The sequence below is a fragment of the Streptococcus mitis genome (genome assembly GCF_002096895.1).
Taxonomy (GTDB): Bacteria; Bacillota; Bacilli; order Lactobacillales; family Streptococcaceae; genus Streptococcus; species Streptococcus mitis_AH.
Window position 1 is genome coordinate 13,408 of record NZ_NCVI01000012.1, and the last position, 17,020, is coordinate 30,427.

The 17,020-nt window shown below is 39.0% G+C and carries 16 protein-coding genes; 9 read left to right on the forward strand and 7 right to left on the reverse strand.

Annotated features, from left to right (window positions below; all coding sequences use genetic code 11):
- Positions 1-93: 93 nt before the first annotated feature.
- The 5 genes from coaB to B7697_RS00350 all read left to right on the forward strand — a co-directional run bounded on the left by coaB (position 94) and on the right by B7697_RS00350 (position 3,123).
- Positions 94-783, forward strand: a complete 690-nt coding sequence (gene coaB / locus B7697_RS00330) for a phosphopantothenate--cysteine ligase (RefSeq protein WP_084949739.1) — start codon at positions 94-96, stop codon at positions 781-783.
- Positions 784-794: 11 nt separating this feature from the next.
- A complete protein-coding gene (gene coaC / locus B7697_RS00335; protein WP_084949742.1) occupies positions 795-1,346 on the forward strand; it encodes a phosphopantothenoylcysteine decarboxylase in 552 nt (183 codons plus the stop codon).
- Positions 1,330-1,893, forward strand: a complete 564-nt coding sequence (locus tag B7697_RS00340) for an ECF transporter S component (RefSeq protein WP_000747412.1) — start codon at positions 1,330-1,332, stop codon at positions 1,891-1,893. The genes coaC and B7697_RS00340 overlap by 17 nt, the downstream gene beginning before the upstream one ends.
- A 175-nt stretch (positions 1,894-2,068) precedes the next feature.
- Positions 2,069-2,596, forward strand: coding sequence for an ECF transporter S component (locus tag B7697_RS00345; RefSeq protein ID WP_084949744.1), 528 nt, complete (start codon positions 2,069-2,071; stop codon positions 2,594-2,596).
- An 11-nt stretch (positions 2,597-2,607) separates the two neighbouring features.
- Positions 2,608-3,123: a transcription repressor NadR gene (locus B7697_RS00350; protein ID WP_084949746.1), complete on the forward strand. Its 516-nt coding sequence runs from the start codon at positions 2,608-2,610 to the stop codon at positions 3,121-3,123.
- On the opposite strand, the gene B7697_RS00355 is transcribed toward B7697_RS00350, so the two are convergent.
- From B7697_RS00355 to B7697_RS00370, 4 genes are all read right to left on the reverse strand, one after another.
- A complete protein-coding gene (locus B7697_RS00355) occupies positions 3,120-3,587 on the reverse strand; it encodes an 8-oxo-dGTP diphosphatase (protein ID WP_084949748.1) in 468 nt (155 codons plus the stop codon). The genes B7697_RS00350 and B7697_RS00355 overlap by 4 nt on opposite strands.
- 212 nt (positions 3,588-3,799) lie before the next feature.
- On the reverse strand, positions 3,800-5,611 hold the full coding sequence (locus B7697_RS00360) for a DUF2971 domain-containing protein (protein WP_084949750.1): 1,812 nt from the start codon (positions 5,609-5,611) through the stop codon (positions 3,800-3,802).
- A gap of 19 nt (positions 5,612-5,630) precedes the next feature.
- Positions 5,631-7,619: an excinuclease ABC subunit UvrB gene (uvrB, locus tag B7697_RS00365; protein ID WP_084949751.1), complete on the reverse strand. Its 1,989-nt coding sequence runs from the start codon at positions 7,617-7,619 to the stop codon at positions 5,631-5,633.
- Positions 7,620-7,695: 76 nt separating this feature from the next.
- Entirely contained in the window at positions 7,696-8,649 is a 954-nt protein-coding gene (locus tag B7697_RS00370; RefSeq protein ID WP_084949753.1) for a CPBP family intramembrane glutamic endopeptidase, read from the reverse strand.
- A gap of 172 nt (positions 8,650-8,821) precedes the next feature.
- Here B7697_RS00370 and B7697_RS00375 point away from each other — a divergent pair, with 172 nt between their 5' ends.
- The 3 genes from B7697_RS00375 (at position 8,822) to zwf (ending at position 13,364) form a co-directional block, all read left to right on the forward strand.
- Entirely contained in the window at positions 8,822-10,987 is a 2,166-nt protein-coding gene (locus tag B7697_RS00375) for an ABC transporter substrate-binding protein/permease (RefSeq protein WP_084949755.1), read from the forward strand.
- Positions 10,987-11,727, forward strand: a complete 741-nt coding sequence (locus B7697_RS00380) for an amino acid ABC transporter ATP-binding protein (RefSeq protein WP_001096315.1) — start codon at positions 10,987-10,989, stop codon at positions 11,725-11,727. The genes B7697_RS00375 and B7697_RS00380 overlap by 1 nt, the downstream gene beginning before the upstream one ends.
- Positions 11,728-11,876: 149 nt before the next feature.
- Complete coding sequence (zwf, locus tag B7697_RS00385) at positions 11,877-13,364, forward strand: glucose-6-phosphate dehydrogenase (RefSeq protein WP_049501794.1); 1,488 nt, start codon at positions 11,877-11,879, stop codon at positions 13,362-13,364.
- A gap of 44 nt (positions 13,365-13,408) precedes the next feature.
- Here the strand turns inward: zwf and ftsY are convergent, their stop codons facing one another.
- Genes ftsY through B7697_RS00400 form a run of 3 tightly spaced genes read right to left on the reverse strand, consistent with a single transcriptional unit; the run spans position 13,409 to position 16,311 of the window.
- Positions 13,409-14,698: a signal recognition particle-docking protein FtsY gene (ftsY, locus tag B7697_RS00390; RefSeq protein WP_084949757.1), complete on the reverse strand. Its 1,290-nt coding sequence runs from the start codon at positions 14,696-14,698 to the stop codon at positions 13,409-13,411.
- 3 nt (positions 14,699-14,701) lie between these two features.
- On the reverse strand, positions 14,702-15,520 hold the full coding sequence (locus tag B7697_RS00395) for a Cof-type HAD-IIB family hydrolase (protein WP_000763444.1): 819 nt from the start codon (positions 15,518-15,520) through the stop codon (positions 14,702-14,704).
- Positions 15,520-16,311: a Cof-type HAD-IIB family hydrolase gene (locus tag B7697_RS00400; protein ID WP_084949759.1), complete on the reverse strand. Its 792-nt coding sequence runs from the start codon at positions 16,309-16,311 to the stop codon at positions 15,520-15,522. The genes B7697_RS00395 and B7697_RS00400 overlap by 1 nt, the downstream gene beginning before the upstream one ends.
- A 230-nt stretch (positions 16,312-16,541) precedes the next feature.
- Between B7697_RS00400 and B7697_RS00405 the strand changes: the two genes are divergently transcribed.
- Positions 16,542-17,020 (forward strand): VIT1/CCC1 transporter family protein (locus B7697_RS00405; protein ID WP_084949761.1); only part of this gene is annotated, 479 nt, incomplete at its 3' end.

Sequence of the window (17,020 nt, forward strand, 5' to 3'; positions counted from 1 at the left end):
CTTTATAGTTTGAAACTATAGAAAATCTTCGTTTTTACCAAAAATTTATCGCTTTCATTTTACTTACCGTTTATTTTTGTGTACAATAGTGCTATGAAAATTTTAGTTACATCGGGCGGTACCAGTGAAGCCATCGATAGCGTCCGCTCTATCACTAACCATTCTACAGGTCGCTTGGGGAAAATCATCACAGAAACCTTGCTTGCTGCAGGGCATGAAGTTTGTTTGATAACAACAAAACGAGCCGTGAAGCCAGAAGCACATCCCAACCTAAGCATTCTAGAAATTAAAGACACGAATGACCTTTTTCTTGAAATGAAAGAACAGGTTCAGGATTATCAAGTCTTGATTCACTCAATGGCCGTATCTGATTACACTCCTGTCTATATGACAGGGTTTGAGGAAGTTCAATCTAGTTCCAATCTAGAAGAATTTTTAAACAAGCAGAATCATCAAACTAAGATTTCTTCAACTGATGAGGTTCAGGTTTTGTTCCTAAAAAAGACACCTAAAATCATATCCCTAGTCAAGGAGTGGAATCCTGATATTCATCTGATTGGTTTCAAACTGCTGGTTGATGTCTCTGAGGATTATCTCATCGAGATTGCCAGAAAAAGTCTTATCAAGAACCAAGCAGACTTAATTATTGCAAATGACCTGACTCAAATCTCAGCAAACCAGCATCGTGCAATCTTTGTTGAGAAAGATCATCTTCAAACAGTCCAGACAAAAGAAGAAATTGCAAAACTCCTCCTTGAAAAAATTCAAGCCTATCATTCGTAGAAAGGAAAGCTATGGCAAACATTCTCTTGGCTGTAACGGGGTCTATCGCCTCTTACAAGTCGGCAGATTTAGTCAGTTCTCTAAAAAAACAAGGTCATCAAGTCACTGTTTTAATGACTCAGGCTGCTACAGAGTTTATCCAACCTTTGACTCTACAGGTATTATCACAGAATCCTGTCCACCTGGATGTCATGAAGGAACCCTATCCTGAACAGGTTAATCATATCGAACTTGGAAAAAAGGCGGATGTATTCATCGTGGCCCCTGCAACTGCTAACACTATCGCAAAACTAGCTCACGGCTTTGCGAACAACATGGTGACCAGTACGGCTCTAGCCTTGCCAAGTCATATTCCCAAACTCATCGCACCAGCAATGAATACAAAAATGTATGACCATCCGGCAACTCAGGCTAATCTGAAAACATTAGAAACCTACGGCTATCAGCTGATTGCTCCTAAGGAATCCCTACTAGCTTGTGGCGACCATGGACGAGGAGCTTTAGCTGACCTCACAATTATTTTAGAAAGAATAAAGGAAACTCTCGATGAAAAAACGCTCTAATATTGCACCCATTGCTATCTTTTTTGCAACCATGCTCGTGATACACTTTCTGAGCTCACTTATCTTTAACCTTTTTCCATTTCCAATCAAACCGACCATCGTTCATATTCCTGTCATTATTGCCAGCATTATTTACGGTCCACGCGTTGGAGTTACACTTGGATTTTTGATGGGGCTACTTAGCTTAACTGTTAACACGATTACAATTCTACCGACAAGTTACCTCTTCTCACCATTCGTACCAAATGGGAACATCTACTCAGCTATCATTGCAATTGTCCCACGTATTTTGATTGGTTTAACTCCTTATCTAGTCTATAAATTAATGAAAAACAAGACTGGTCTTATTCTAGCTGGTGCCCTGGGTTCACTTACCAATACAGTCTTTGTACTTGGTGGAATTTTCTACCTTTTTGGAAATGTTTTTGATGGTAATATCCAAAAACTCCTAGCAACCGTTATCTCAACAAATTCGATTGCCGAATTAGTCATTTCCGCAGTTCTAACCCTAGCCATTGTTCCAAGACTACAAACTTTAAAGAAATAAAAACAATCTCCGCTTTCAAACATGAAGGTGGAGATTTTGTTTGAAGTAGTTTCATTTTAGTGAAATCTTTACCAATATTTAATTTAAAACGACCTATAAACTTAAGTAAATCCTTGCTTTATTGCCTTGTTTGTTGTACTATACTAGTGTATATACAGTTAAAAAGGAGATTCTTATGAATACACGGAAAAAGACACAATTTATGACAATGACTGCCCTCTTAACGGCTATTGCAATTTTGATTCCAATTGTTATGCCTTTCAAGATTGTCATTCCACCTGCTTCCTATACTTTAGGAAGCCACATCGCTATTTTTATTGCCATGTTCTTGTCGCCCTTGATGGCTGTTTTTGTCATCCTAGCCTCTAGTTTTGGATTTTTGATGGCTGGCTATCCCATGGTTATCGTTTTTCGAGCTTTTTCCCATATCTTTTTTGGGACTTTGGGAGCTCTTTACCTACAAAAATTCCCCGATACCCTAGATAAACCAAAATCTTCCTGGGTTGTCAACTTTGTTTTGGCTATTGTTCATGCCCTTGCTGAAGTATTGGCCTGTGTCGTTTTTTACGCAACTTCTGGTACCAATGTAGAAAATATGTTTTATGTTCTATTTGTGCTAGTTGGATTTGGCACAATTATCCATAGTATGGTAGACTATACATTAGCACTAGCTGTCTATAAAGTGCTTCGAAAACGTCATTAAAAGGAAGAACTATGACAAAAGATCGCAAACAAGCCCTGCTCCAACTCTTGAAAGAAGCTCCTAAAGCCCTTAATGGCCAAAGTTTGGCGGAACATTTTCATGTCACACGTCAGGTCATTGTGCAGGACATTGCAATTTTAAGAGCCGATGGTGCTCCTATCCTATCCACCAATCGTGGCTACGTCTATAAGCAAATTGAAACCAATCCTTATGTTCACAAACTTTTCAAAGTGAAACATGAAGTTGAAGAAATCGGTCAAGAACTCCTTGCTATCGTCGATAATGGAGGACGTGTCCAGAATACTTTGATTGACCATCCCGTTTATGGAGAAATTGAAACCTTGCTGAAACTGTCTTGCCGCCGAGACGTTCAACATTTTCTAGAACAAGTCGAGCATTCTGATTTTAAACCTTTATCTGAATTGACAGATGGTGTCCATTACCACCTAGTTGAAGCCGAAACACAACAAGACCTCCACTATATTGAGGAGGCCTTGGATCAGCTTGGTTATTTAGTAAAGGATTAGAAAATTTTCTTTTCCCAATCGTCTTCTGTACGGCGAGGGTAGAAAAATTCAGATTTGTCCGGAGCTTCCATCATCTCCATCAAAGGTAGCATATCATAGGCCAGATCCAAGTTTGGAATCTGGTCTTTTTGCACCCAAGAAACTTCTCCTTCATCTGAAGAGCGAAGGGTCCCAGAGAAGTCAGTTGCCTTATAACAAACGACAATATAGCGCCCACCTGTATCTAGTGGCCAATTTTTAATGCCGACAAGTTGAGGATTTTGGATAGTCAACCCTGTTTCTTCATAGATTTCACGAATGACAGACTCTGCGAAAGACTCGCCATTTTCTACATGGCCTCCTGGAAAGGCATAACCAGACCAACGATTGGTTTCAGGAGCACGGTACTGCATAACCACGCGCTGGGTTTCTATGTCTTCAATCAGACAAATGTTTGTTAAAATTGTTAATTGGGAACGGGACATAAATTTACTCGCTTTCTAATTTTGAATTATCTTTCACTTTAAACTTAATTACCTTATAACTATGAAACTTTAAAAAGACACTACTACCTGAACGCCATCCTTTAGCACTATAGTAGTAAGAAAACTCATATAAGGAATCTGGTATCTCTGAATTATCTATCCGTTTGAAATAAATTTTGCCATTCCATCTTCTGCTCTGAATCGTTCTCAACTTAACGATAAGGGATCTTTGAACTTTCTATCTCTATATCAGGATTGGCAAGTTTGAGATAAGGAGCAATATAGTCTGCATCCGTAACCTTTGGACCTAGAATGACTTTTGAGTATTTCAAAGGAGCCAGATTGATGTATACAAATAAATCATATCTGCCATAATCTTTCGGGCTTAATACAATATACTTTCTAAAATCATTATAGTTAACTTTATCAAAAACTTCTAACCCAATTTCTTCTTTCTTAAAGTATTTCTCATTTGATGAGTCATTAGCATCTCTATTAATAATATTTTGTATCTCTGTATCGTCTAAATTAATTAAAATACGATACTCCATTTCATACTCATAGTCTTTAACTTTAAAAAGGTAAGAAATCTTCTTCAATTTCTCAGCAAAACCTATTAATTCTTCTTCAGCTTTAAGCTCTTGTAATTTTTCAAAAATCTGTTTTAATTTATCAAGAAATTTACCAACATCTGTTGCATCTTTATTCTCTGACATTAAATCTAAATAATGAACTTTAACAAACTCAATGTATTTATGTGCAACAATGCCTTCAAGATAAGTCTTATCATATTCAAGAAATGCACCTTGAGAGGAATCAGCATACTCCTTCCACATAGGTAGGCTATCAGATACTGTAGTTAGAGAAGATATAAAGACATTAGAAGTTTGGTATTGTTGAAAAAAAGTATTATCCATACCCAAATAATCATATATTACTCTTCCTTCCATCGGGTCATTTAACTGCTTGAGATTAGTCAGTCGTAAAAATGGAGGTTGAGTTTCAGAATTATTTTCATTATTCCAGTCTGCTTTTATAAGAAAATTTGTTAATGTGTCAATCTTAGTATAATGTCCAAAGGAACCAATTTCTTTTAACTCTTCAGCATCAACAGTCAATTTATAACGTATATAGTATATAATCTTATCTGCTTGTTTTAAAAGTTGTTCAGCGTCTAATGATGAGATAGATTCTGAATCACTTTGCTTATTCAAGTAATCATTATCATACTTCTCAATTAACTTAATAGCTCGGTTTCGGATGATATCAGAATCATTTTCTTCTGCTATCTTTCGAACAATTACTATCGAATCTTCAATCACGTCATCAAAGTTTCTTGATACAAAATCCAAGTATTTCTCAACATAATTAGATTGAGGGTTATTGAAATAATAGTTATTAATTGTTTCGAGATGTTCATTTTTAAAAATAGATACCATCTCATCTAATTCAAAATACCAATAGTCAATTCTCTCAAAATCAATATCTTGGAATATAAAACTTATAAATGTTTCTAATTCCCTCTTAAAATAGATTCTTCTTTCTTCTGGTAAACTATTTTGTCTAAATAATTGAACAAAAACTGAAAATAAGTCCGAAATATGGTATTCTACAACCTCTAGATTTTCTTTTAATATTAAATCAAGGATTTTAAAGAAATAACTATCATTTTCAAACAGTTTAGAATATTCTTCATATCTTTCGGTTTTAAATAAATAGAAATAAAGAGTATCTAAATAATAAAATATTGCATTCCAACTATATACTTGTGAATTTTTTGATAGTATTTTATTTATGGACTCTAAAATCTTTTTGTGGATAATTTTATCAATATTCTCTTCAAAAACTCTAAAAATATAAAGAACAGGTTTAACATATTTCAATTGTTCTTCTTCAGATAACTTTAAATATTGATTACTAAAATTTTCAAGTTCGTATTTCAGTTTTATTTCATCTAAGGAATCAAAATGATCCATTAATTCAGATTCACTAAATTTATCTGTAAAATAATTTAAATTTTCCATTCTATATCCTTCTTTAACTTTACCCCAACGCCTTGACTTCCAGCATCATATCACGGATCTGAGCTGCTAGTTCAAAGTCAAGCACTTCAACGGCTTCTTGCATTTGTTTTTCTAGTTTCTTAACAAGTTCTTTGCGCTCTTGTTTGTTGAGGCTATTGATGTCAACTTCCTTGTCTTCTTCCTTAGCAACCGCCTTGGTCACAGCAATCAGGTCACGGATTTCTTTCTTGATTGTCTGTGGTACGACACCATGCTCTTCATTATAAGCCATCTGGATTTTGCGACGACGAGCAGTTTCATCGATAGCACGTTGCATAGACTGAGTTATCGTGTCCGCATACATGATAACATGCCCTTCGCTGTTACGGGCAGCACGTCCAATAGTCTGGATGAGTCCACGTTCGTTACGGAGGAAACCTTCCTTGTCAGCATCGAGAATCGCTACGAGGCTCACTTCAGGAACGTCAATTCCTTCACGAAGGAGGTTGATTCCGACCAAGACATCAAAGACACCCAAGCGCAGGTCACGGATAATCTCTGTCCGCTCTAAAGTCTTGATATCTGAGTGCATGTACTTGACCTTGATGCCCATTTCTTTGAAGTAGTCGGTCAAGTCTTCTGCCATTTTCTTGGTCAAGGTGGTGATAAAGGTTCGTTCGTTCTTTTCAACACGGGCATTAATTTCACCTAAGAGGTCATCAATCTGTCCCATTGTCGGACGGACTTCTACCTCTGGATCCAATAGTCCTGTTGGACGAATGATTTGCTCAATCACTGTCTCAGTCTGTTCATTTTCATAGTCACCAGGTGTCGCTGAAACGTAAACAATCTGATGCACATGGCTTTCAAACTCTTCACGACGGAGAGGCCGATTGTCCAAAGCTGATGGCAAACGAAAACCATAATTAACCAGCATTTCCTTACGCGAACGGTCTCCATTGTACATTCCCTTGATTTGCCCCATAGTCATGTGACTCTCGTCAATCATGATTAAGAAATCATCTGGGAAGAAATCGAGAAGCGTATAAGGAGGCTCACCTTCGCTACGACCATCCATGTGGCGTGAATAGTTTTCAACCCCGTTGGTATAGCCCATCTCACGCAACATCTCAATATCATACTCTGTCCGCTGTTTCAAACGCTGGGCTTCTAGCAGTTTACCTTCCTTTTCAAAGACAGCTAACTGCTCCTCTAACTCTGCTTGAATTTTAGCAATGGCAACTTCCATGTGGTCATCATTGGTCACGAAATGAGTCGCAGGGAAAATCGCCAAATGATCCACTTCTCCCAATACCTGACCAGTCAAGGCTTCAACCTCACGAATACGGTCAATTTCGTCTCCAAAAAATTCTACTCGAAAGGCATGCTCATCACGGGAGGCTGGGAAAATCTCCACTACATCCCCACGAACGCGAAATCTTCCGCGTTGGAAATCAATATCATTTCGTTCAAACTGGATATCAACCAAGTCATTCAAGAGTTTATCACGAGAAATTTCAAGACCTGGACGGAGACTAACGACACTATCAGCGTATTCCTTGGGCGACCCCAAACCATAGATACAAGAGACTGAGGCAACGACAATAACATCATTACGCTCCAGAAGGGCTGAAGTCGCTGAGTGTCGAAGTTTGTCAATCTCATCATTGACAGAGCTATCCTTTTCAATATAGGTATCGCTAGAAGGGACATAGGCCTCAGGTTGGTAATAATCATAGTAAGACACAAAGTACTCAACTGCATTTTCAGGGAAAAATTCCTTAAATTCCCCATAGAGCTGTCCTGCTAGAGTTTTATTGTGGGCGATGACCAGAGTTGGTTTATTGACTTTGGAAATGACCTGACTCATGGTATAGGTCTTCCCTGTACCAGTCGCCCCCATCAGAATCTGAGCTTTTTCTCCACCCTCGATATTATCAACCAACTGCTCGATAGCTTGGGGTTGATCTCCTGATGGTTGATATTTTGATACTAGTTTAAATTGATTATCTGTAATGCGATTGATCATAAGAATCCTCTTTCCATGTGCTATTCCTATTTTAGCATACTTATAGCATTTTCACGAAGAAAAGGACGGACCGAAGTCACATCCTTTCATTTTCTTTCTTTAATTGATAGCCAAGATAGACAATCAAAAGTAGCAAGACTAGACTTGTCATGATAGAACCTTCTATGCCAAAAGAACCACCTGATAGCCAATCTTGATTACCTTGTGGTAAAAAGGTCATCAAAGACGTTCCTGACTGCTGACCACTAACTAAAATCCCAAAGAGATTTCCCTGAGCAAAATTCCAGGCTCCATGAATACCTGCAACACCCCAAACTGTATCATTTTTGAGAAGGTAAAGAGCCATGGCAACTCCGAATAAAAAGAGATTCACTAGAGATAGAGGGGTTAGACCAGAATTGCCCACATGCAGTAGGGTGAAGAACAGGCTAGATATAAGAACAGCAAGTTTTATATTGGTTCTTGAGGCCAATTGAGGAAGGAGCCAGGCACGGGACACCACTTCTTCCGCTGTCCCCTGTAGGATCCAAAATGGGATAGTAAAAATGATAAAGACAAGCGAATAAGGATTCAAATGAATGGACTCAAAACGATATTGCCCCAAGGCCACTAAACCTAACAAGGTCAGAAGAAAAAGTGCCAGACCTAGCCCAAATCCTTTCAGAAGATTGCTGAGGAAATTCTCTCTATAAAATCCCAAAGTTCGAATAGGTCTTTTCTCAACTTTTTTAGTCCATCTGAACACAGTGTTGAGAATAAAACCAAAGGCCAGCAATTCTAAAATTAAATGAAAGTCACTTGTTTTATCCATCAAGCCCTGCTGCAAGGTCTGCAAGTAAGTTGCAAAAGCTTGACCAGCCTCTCCAAAATTTCTAGCAAGTCCGATGAGAGCTAACAAACTAATACCATATAAAGTATAAGCCACAAACTCTCCTATAAAGACAAAAACAAAGGCTAACAAGGGGCTTGTGTAAATGTTTAAACTCATTTTAGAAGTTTCAAAGTCTTTTAAGATTCTTTTGTCTTTCATAACTTTATCCTCTTTTACTATACGATATACCTTTATTATAGCACTTCTGTTGTGTGATTCAAGACAAAACCAGAATTATAGATGTCATATTTTCTTACACGAAAATATAAAAATTTGCCTTTTTTTACTTTTTCTGATATAATGGGAAAATATTCGGAAAAGGAGACTAAAAATGAAGAAAAAATTTCTAGCATTTTTGCTAATTTTATTCCCAATTTTCTCATTAGGTATTGCCAACGCTGAAACGATTAAGATTGTTTCTGATACCGCCTATGCACCTTTTGAGTTTAAAGATTCAGATCAAACTTATAAAGGAATTGATGTTGATATTATCAACAAAGTCGCTGAGATTAAAGGATGGAACATTCAGATGTCTTATCCTGGATTTGACGCAGCGGTCAATGCGGTTCAAGCTGGTCAAGCTGACGCTATCATGGCAGGAATGACAAAGACTAAAGAACGTGAAAAAGTCTTCACCATGTCTGATACTTATTATGATACAAAAGTTGTCATTGCAACTACTAAGGCACACAAGATTAGTAAATATGACCAATTAAAAGGAAAAACTGTTGGTGTTAAAAACGGAACAGCCGCTCAACGTTTCCTTGAAAGTATCAAGGATAAATACGGCTTCACTATTAAAACATTTGACACTGGTGATTTGATGAACAACAGCTTGAGTGCTGGTGCCATTGATGCCATGATGGATGACAAACCTGTTATCGAGTATGCGATTAACCAAGGTCAAGACCTCCATATTGAAATGGATGGTGAAGCTGTAGGAAGTTTTGCTTTCGGTGTTAAAAAAGGAAGCAAATACGAGCACCTAGTTACTGAATTTAACCAAGCCTTGGCTGAAATGAAAAAAGATGGTAGTCTTGATAAAATCATCAAGAAATGGACTGCATCATCTTCTTCAGCAGTGCCAACTACAACGACTGCAGCTGGTCTAAAAGCAACTCCTGTTAAAGCTAAATACATCATTGCCAGCGATTCTTCTTTTGCACCTTTTGTTTTCCAAAACTCAAGCAACCAATTTACTGGTATTGATATGGACTTGATTAAGGCAATCGCTAAAGACCAAGGTTTTGAAATTGAAATTACCAACCCAGGTTTTGATGCTGCTATCAGTGCTGTCCAAGCTGGTCAAGCTGATGGTATCATTGCTGGTATGTCTGTCACAGATGCTCGTAAGGCAACTTTTGACTTCTCAGAATCATACTACACTGCTAATACTATCCTTGGTGTAAAAGAATCAAGTTCAATTTCCTCATATGAAGACTTGAAAGGGAAGACAGTTGGTGTTAAAAACGGAACAGCTTCTCAAACCTTCCTAACAGAAAATCAAAGCAAATACGGCTACAAAATCAAAACCTTCGCTGATGGTTCGTCAATGTATGACAGTCTAAATACTGGGGCCATCGATGCTGTTATGGATGATGAGCCTGTCCTCAAATATTCTATCAGCCAAGGACAAAAATTGAAAACCCCAATCGCTGGAACTCCAATCGGTGAAACAGCTTTTGCCGTTAAAAAAGGAGCAAATCCAGAATTGATTGAAATGTTCAATAACGGACTTGCAAACCTTAAAGCAAACGGAGAATTCCAAAAGATTCTTGATAAGTACCTAGCTAGTGAATCATCATCTGCTTCAACAAGCACTGTTGACGAAACAACTATCTGGGGCTTGCTCCAAAACAACTACAAACAACTCCTTAGCGGGCTTGGTATCACTCTTGCTCTAGCTCTTATCTCATTTGCTATTGCCATTGTTATCGGGATTATCTTTGGTATGTTTAGTGTCAGCCCGTATAAATCTCTTCGTGTGATCTCTGAGATTTTCGTTGACGTTATCCGTGGTATTCCATTGATGATTCTTGCAGCCTTCATCTTCTGGGGAATTCCAAACTTCATCGAGTCTATGACAGGCCAACAAAGTCCAATTAACGACTTCGTAGCTGGTACTATTGCCCTCTCACTCAATGCAGCAGCTTATATCGCTGAAATCGTTCGTGGTGGTATCCAGGCTGTTCCAGTTGGACAAATGGAAGCCAGCCGAAGCTTGGGTATCTCTTATGGAAAAACCATGCGTAAGATTATCTTGCCACAAGCAACTAAATTGATGTTGCCAAACTTTGTCAACCAATTCGTTATCGCTCTTAAAGATACAACTATCGTATCTGCTATCGGTTTGGTGGAACTCTTCCAAACTGGTAAGATTATCATCGCGCGTAACTACCAAAGTTTCAAGATGTATGCAATCCTTGCTATCTTCTATCTTGTAATTATCACACTTTTGACTAGACTAGCGAAACGCTTAGAAAAGAGGATTCGTTAATGGCAAAATTAAAAATTGATGTAAATGATTTACACAAACATTATGGAAAAAATGAGGTTTTAAAAGGAATCACGACTAAATTCTATGAAGGAGATGTTGTTTGTATCATCGGTCCTTCAGGTTCTGGTAAGTCAACTTTCCTCCGTAGCCTCAATCTTCTAGAAGAAGTCACTAGTGGTCACATCACTGTGAACGGTTACGACTTAACTGAAAAAACTACCAACGTTGACCACGTCCGTGAAAATATTGGAATGGTTTTCCAACACTTCAACCTCTTCCCACACATGTCTGTATTGGACAACATCACTTTTGCTCCTATTGAGCACAAGTTGATGACTAAGGAAGAAGCTGAGAAATTGGGAATGGAGTTGCTTGACAAGGTTGGGCTAGCAGATAAAGCTAATGCTAACCCAGATAGCCTATCAGGTGGTCAAAAACAACGTGTGGCCATCGCTCGTGGACTCGCCATGAATCCTGATATCATGCTCTTTGATGAACCAACTTCTGCCCTTGACCCTGAGATGGTTGGAGACGTACTAAACGTTATGAAGGAATTGGCTGAGCAAGGTATGACCATGATTATCGTAACCCATGAGATGGGATTTGCCCGTCAAGTTGCTAACCGAGTTATCTTTACTGCAGATGGCGAATTCCTTGAAGACGGAACACCTGATCAAATTTTTGACAACCCACAACACCCACGTCTGAAAGAGTTCTTGGACAAGGTATTAAACGTCTAAACGCAAACTGTAAGGATTTCCTTGCAGTTTTTTTCTATCTCGTATTGGATTTTTTGATTTTTAGGAAAATTATGTTAGAATTAAGTTTATGAAATGAGGTTTCCTCATACCTAGCAAGACTAGGAATAAAATAGAAATTAGGTAGCTAGATGTCATCTAAGGTTATTGTTACAATTTTCGGTGCGAGTGGAGACCTGGCTAAACGCAAGCTCTACCCTTCCCTTTTTAGACTATATAAATCCGGCAATCTTTCCGAGCACTTTGCAGTCATTGGAACTGCTCGTCGTCCTTGGAGCAAGGAATATTTTGAATCTGTTGTAGTCGAATCGATCCTTGATTTGGCAGATAGTACCGAACAGGCTCAAGAGTTCGCTAGCCACTTCTACTATCAAAGTCACGATGTCAATGATACAGAACACTACATTGCTTTGCGTCAATTGCAGGCTGAACTAAATGACAAGTATCAAGCTGAACACAACAAGCTCTTCTTCTTGTCTATGGCGCCTCAATTCTTTGGAACTATCGCAAAACACCTCAAGTCTGAAAACATTGTGGATGGTAAAGGTTTTGAGCGCTTAATCGTTGAAAAACCATTTGGTACAGATTACGCAACTGCAAGCAAGTTGAATGACGAGCTCCTAGCAACATTTGACGAAGAACAAATTTTCCGTATCGACCATTATCTTGGTAAGGAAATGATTCAAAGCATCTTTGCAGTTCGCTTTGCCAACCTGATTTTTGAAAATGTTTGGAACAAGGACTTTATCGACAATGTTCAAATTACCTTTGCAGAGCGCTTGGGTGTAGAAGAACGTGGTGGCTACTATGACCAATCTGGTGCCCTCCGTGACATGGTACAAAACCACACTCTACAACTGCTTTCCCTCCTTGCCATGGACAAGCCAGCAAGCTTCACAAAAGATGAGATTCGTGCTGAAAAGATTAAGGTCTTTAAAAATCTCTATCATCCAACTGATGAAGAACTTAAAGAACACTTTATCCGTGGTCAATACCGCTCTGGTAAGATTGATGGCATGAAATACATCTCTTACCGTAGCGAGCCAAATGTAAATCCAGAATCAACAACTGAAACCTTTGCATCTGGTGCCTTCTTTGTAGACAGCGATCGATTCCGTGGTGTTCCTTTCTTCTTCCGTACTGGTAAACGTCTGACTGAAAAAGGAACTCATGTCAACATCGTCTTTAAACAAATGGATTCTATCTTTGGAGAACCACTTGCTCCAAACATTTTGACCATCTATATCCAACCAACAGAAGGCTTCTCTCTCAGTCTAAATGGGAAGCAGGTAGGAGAAGAATTCAACTTGGCTCCTAACTCACTGGATTACCGTACAGATGCGACCGCAACTGGTGCTTCTCCAGAACCATACGAGAAATTGATTTATGATGTCCTAAACAACAACTCAACTAACTTTAGCCACTGGGATGAAGTTGGTGCGTCATGGAAATTGATTGACCGTATCGAAGAACTCTGGGCTGAAAATGGTGCCCCACTTCATGACTATAAAGCTGGAAGCATGGGACCTCAAGCTAGCTTTGACTTACTTGAAAAATTCGGTGCCAAATGGACTTGGCAACCAGATATCGCCTATCGTCAAGATGGTCGCTTAGAATAAAAAAATTTCCTGCAAGTTTGTACCTTGCAGGATTTTCTTTATCATCAAATTAAGCCTTCCAAGAGACCCTTCATAAAGTTTTCTGAGTTAAACTCACCAATATCATCGATTTTTTCACCAAAACCAATCAATTTTACAGGAATATTGAGTTCTTCTCGGATGGCTAGAACAACACCACCTCGAGCAGTTCCATCAATCTTAGTCAAGACAATACCTGTCAAAGGGGTAATTTTCGAAAATTCTTTGGCCTGTACCAGGGCATTTTGACCTGTTGATGCATCAAGTGCCAAGAAGGTTTCATGCGGTGCTTCTGGTACAACACGTTTGATGATACGACCAATCTTTTCCAACTCAGCCATAAGATTGTCCTTATTTTGTAGACGACCAGCAGTATCAATCATGAGAATATCAATCCCTTCTGCTACAGCACGTTCCATACCATCAAAGACAACGCTGGCTGGATCAGCTTTTTCAGGTCCAGTCACAACTGGAACGTCCACACGACGACCCCATTCAGCTAGCTGGGCTACTGCCCCTGCACGGAAGGTATCTGCCGCAACCAACATAACCTTCTTTCCTGCTTGTTTGTAGCGGTGGGCTAGTTTTCCGATAGAAGTTGTTTTCCCAACACCATTCACACCCACAAAGAGCATGACTGTCAAGCCATCTTGGAAGTGGATGCTTTCATCATAGTTTCCATCCTTTTCATAAAGCTCAACCAATTTTTCAATGATGACACGGCGAAGTGCGTCTGGTTTCTTGGCGTTTTCAAGCTTGGCCTCGTAACGAAGCTCCTCTGTTAAGTTAGAAGCGACTTGGACACCAACGTCGCTCATGATCAGCAGTTCTTCCAACTCCTCGAAGAATTCTTCATCGACAGAGCGGAAATTAGCAAAGAAGGCGTTCAAACGAGCTCCGAAGCCTGTACGAGTTTTCTTAAGACTGCGGTCATATTTTTCCTGAACAGTTTCTTTTGCTTGAGTCATTTCTGGTTCAAGCACTTCAGAACTATTTTCTTCTACAATCTCTAGGAGCTCAGTATTCTCTTCCTCTGTGACTTCTTCTGAGTTTGACAATTCTTCAACTTCTTCTTGAGAAACTTCTACAACTGGCTCTGAATCATGACTTTCTTCAACTGTCTCTTGATTTTCCTCTTCTTGGAGCGCAACTTGTTCAACAACTTCAACCTCTGCTTCTTCTTGAGAAACTTCCTCAGCTTCTGTAAGGGCAGGCTCCGTATCTTCAGACAAATCAAGATTTTCTAGAGCTTCTTTTACAACTTCTTCGATTTTAGGTTCTTCTTTTTTTCCGAATAGACGGTCAAATAATCCCATATCTTAGTTCTCCTTTAGCACATATTCTTCGATAGCCCAGGCAACAGCTTCTTCATCATTGGTCATTGGAGTCACTACATTTGCGACTGCCTTGACTTCAGGAACAGCGTTTTGCATGGCAACACCGAGCCCTGCCCATTCAATCATAGAGAGGTCATTGGCTTCATCACCACAGGCCATCACTTGGCTTTGATCAATTCCAAGATGGCTGATTAGTTTTGCCAAACCTGTTGCTTTATGAACATTCTTTGGTGACCACTCTAGCAACATTTCACGTGATTTAAAGATTTCATATTGGTCAAACAATTCTGGAGAAATCTTCTGAATGGCTGCATCCAAGGGTTCTTGAGCAAAGGCAGTCACGCATTTATTATAAGTCATTTGACTAGATAGGTCTTCAAAGTCCACTGGAACAAAGGTCAAAGCTGGATTGAATTTGGCATAAAGACTTTCTTGATCCGATTGAATTTGATAAACAGTTCCTTCTGAAATAGCATCAAGAGGCAGTGATAATTTCTCTGTTTCTTCATACAAGCGTGCTACATCATCATATGAAAAGACTGTTTTATCAAGGATTTCACCTGTATTTTTCTGAACTAATCCACCATTAAAAGTAATGGTGTACTCATCTTCCTGACCGTCAGTCCCTAGCTCATGGAGAAAGAAATCCATTGCTTTTAAGGGACGACCTGTTGTCAAAACCACCTTAATCCCACGATCACGCGCCGCTTTCAAAGTTGCCTTGGTACGATCCGTCAGTCTTTTATCAGTAGTCAACAAGGTCCCGTCCAAGTCCAAAGCAATCAATTTTATATCTGCCATTATAAGCCCTCCATATAAGCTATAACCGACTGGTCCTTATGGTGACCAATCACTGTCTCTGCTAATTCTAAAATTTCAGGTCGTGCATTTTCAGGAGCTACAGGATGTCCCACAACCTGCATCATATGCAAGTCATTTAGATTGTCTCCAAAAGCCATAACCTGATCCATTGTGATACCAAGTTTTTTAGCTAATTCAACAATGGCCACACCCTTATCGACATAGTCCAGAACAATATCAATGGATTCAAAGCCAGTTGTCATGGCCTTAACACCAGGGACATTTTCGTTTACCCAAGCTTCCCCAGCTTCTAGCGTTTCTTCTGTGAAGTTGGTTGTAAATTTGAAAATGTCATCTTTAATATCTTCCAGACTCGCTACTTTTTGGATATTTTCATTATAGTGCTGACTCACTTTTAAATAGGTCTCATCAACCGTATCTAGAACATAAGCTCCCTTTTTTCCCGTCAAGAGCAGTTTATTGATATCTACATAAGGTGACGTTTTCAGCCTTTCAAAAGTTGATAGATAAAACTCACGAGACATGGTCGCTTCATACAAGTCTTGACCTCGATACTCTACCAAACTGCCATTTTCTGCGATAAAAATAATGTCATCACGAACATCAGCAAATAATTTTTCTAAGGATAGAAATCCGCGCCCCGAAGCCACCGCAAAGTAAATCCCTTTTTCCTTGTAGGAAACCAAGAGAGACTTGAGACGGTCCATATCAAAGCGCCCATTCCCATCTAGAAAGGTTCCATCCATATCTGTTGCTACTAGTTTAATCATAAAATCTTTCTTACTCCGATTAGTAAATCTACCTCCTATTATACCATAGATAAGTAGAAAAAGGACTAGTCTATCAGCTTTGCATCTCTTTTATCCTTCTCTACTAGCTAGTACTGTTTCTAACTTTTAAAAAAGCTCGTAAAATTAAAATCGTGCAACTTTTTTCAGATACTTTTAAAAGATTGATTTCCCTATATTTTTCCTTTATACTGGATAAAAAGGAGAATAGTATGTCAGAAACAAATCACGAAATCGATTCAAATTTTGCAGGTCGTTTAAATATCCTGCGTGCTGGTGTTCTTGGTGCCAATGATGGGATTATTTCCATTGCTGGTGTGGTTATTGGGGTTGCCAGTGCTACGAGCAATATCTGGATTATCTTTTTATCAGGATTTGCAGCTATTTTGGCCGGTGCCTTTTCAATGGCTGGTGGAGAATATGTATCCGTTTCAACTCAAAAAGATACCGAGGAAGCGGCCGTTGCGCGTGAGCAGCTCTTGCTAGACCAAGATATGGAACTAGCCAAAAAATCCCTCTGTGCTGCCTATATCCAAAATGGAGAATGTGAAACCTCTGCTCAACTCTTGACCAATAAGGCCTTTCTTAAAAATCCCCTCAAGGCTTTGGTAGAGGAAAAATATGGGATTGAGTATGAAGAGTTTACCAATCCTTGGCATGCTGCTATCTCTAGCTTTATTTCTTTTTTCCT

Coding starts and splice junctions, on each gene's coding strand:
- coaB (WP_084949739.1), top strand. CDS start 94: ATGAAAATTTTAGTTACATCGGGCGGTACCAGTGAAGCCATCGATAGC.
- coaC (WP_084949742.1), top strand. CDS start 795: ATGGCAAACATTCTCTTGGCTGTAACGGGGTCTATCGCCTCTTACAAG.
- B7697_RS00340 (WP_000747412.1), top strand. CDS start 1,330: ATGAAAAAACGCTCTAATATTGCACCCATTGCTATCTTTTTTGCAACC.
- B7697_RS00345 (WP_084949744.1), top strand. CDS start 2,069: ATGAATACACGGAAAAAGACACAATTTATGACAATGACTGCCCTCTTA.
- B7697_RS00350 (WP_084949746.1), top strand. CDS start 2,608: ATGACAAAAGATCGCAAACAAGCCCTGCTCCAACTCTTGAAAGAAGCT.
- B7697_RS00355 (WP_084949748.1), bottom strand. CDS start 3,587: ATGTCCCGTTCCCAATTAACAATTTTAACAAACATTTGTCTGATTGAA.
- B7697_RS00360 (WP_084949750.1), bottom strand. CDS start 5,611: ATGGAAAATTTAAATTATTTTACAGATAAATTTAGTGAATCTGAATTA.
- uvrB (WP_084949751.1), bottom strand. CDS start 7,619: ATGATCAATCGCATTACAGATAATCAATTTAAACTAGTATCAAAATAT.
- B7697_RS00370 (WP_084949753.1), bottom strand. CDS start 8,649: ATGAAAGACAAAAGAATCTTAAAAGACTTTGAAACTTCTAAAATGAGT.
- B7697_RS00375 (WP_084949755.1), top strand. CDS start 8,822: ATGAAGAAAAAATTTCTAGCATTTTTGCTAATTTTATTCCCAATTTTC.
- B7697_RS00380 (WP_001096315.1), top strand. CDS start 10,987: ATGGCAAAATTAAAAATTGATGTAAATGATTTACACAAACATTATGGA.
- zwf (WP_049501794.1), top strand. CDS start 11,877: ATGTCATCTAAGGTTATTGTTACAATTTTCGGTGCGAGTGGAGACCTG.
- ftsY (WP_084949757.1), bottom strand. CDS start 14,698: ATGGGATTATTTGACCGTCTATTCGGAAAAAAAGAAGAACCTAAAATC.
- B7697_RS00395 (WP_000763444.1), bottom strand. CDS start 15,520: ATGGCAGATATAAAATTGATTGCTTTGGACTTGGACGGGACCTTGTTG.
- B7697_RS00400 (WP_084949759.1), bottom strand. CDS start 16,311: ATGATTAAACTAGTAGCAACAGATATGGATGGAACCTTTCTAGATGGG.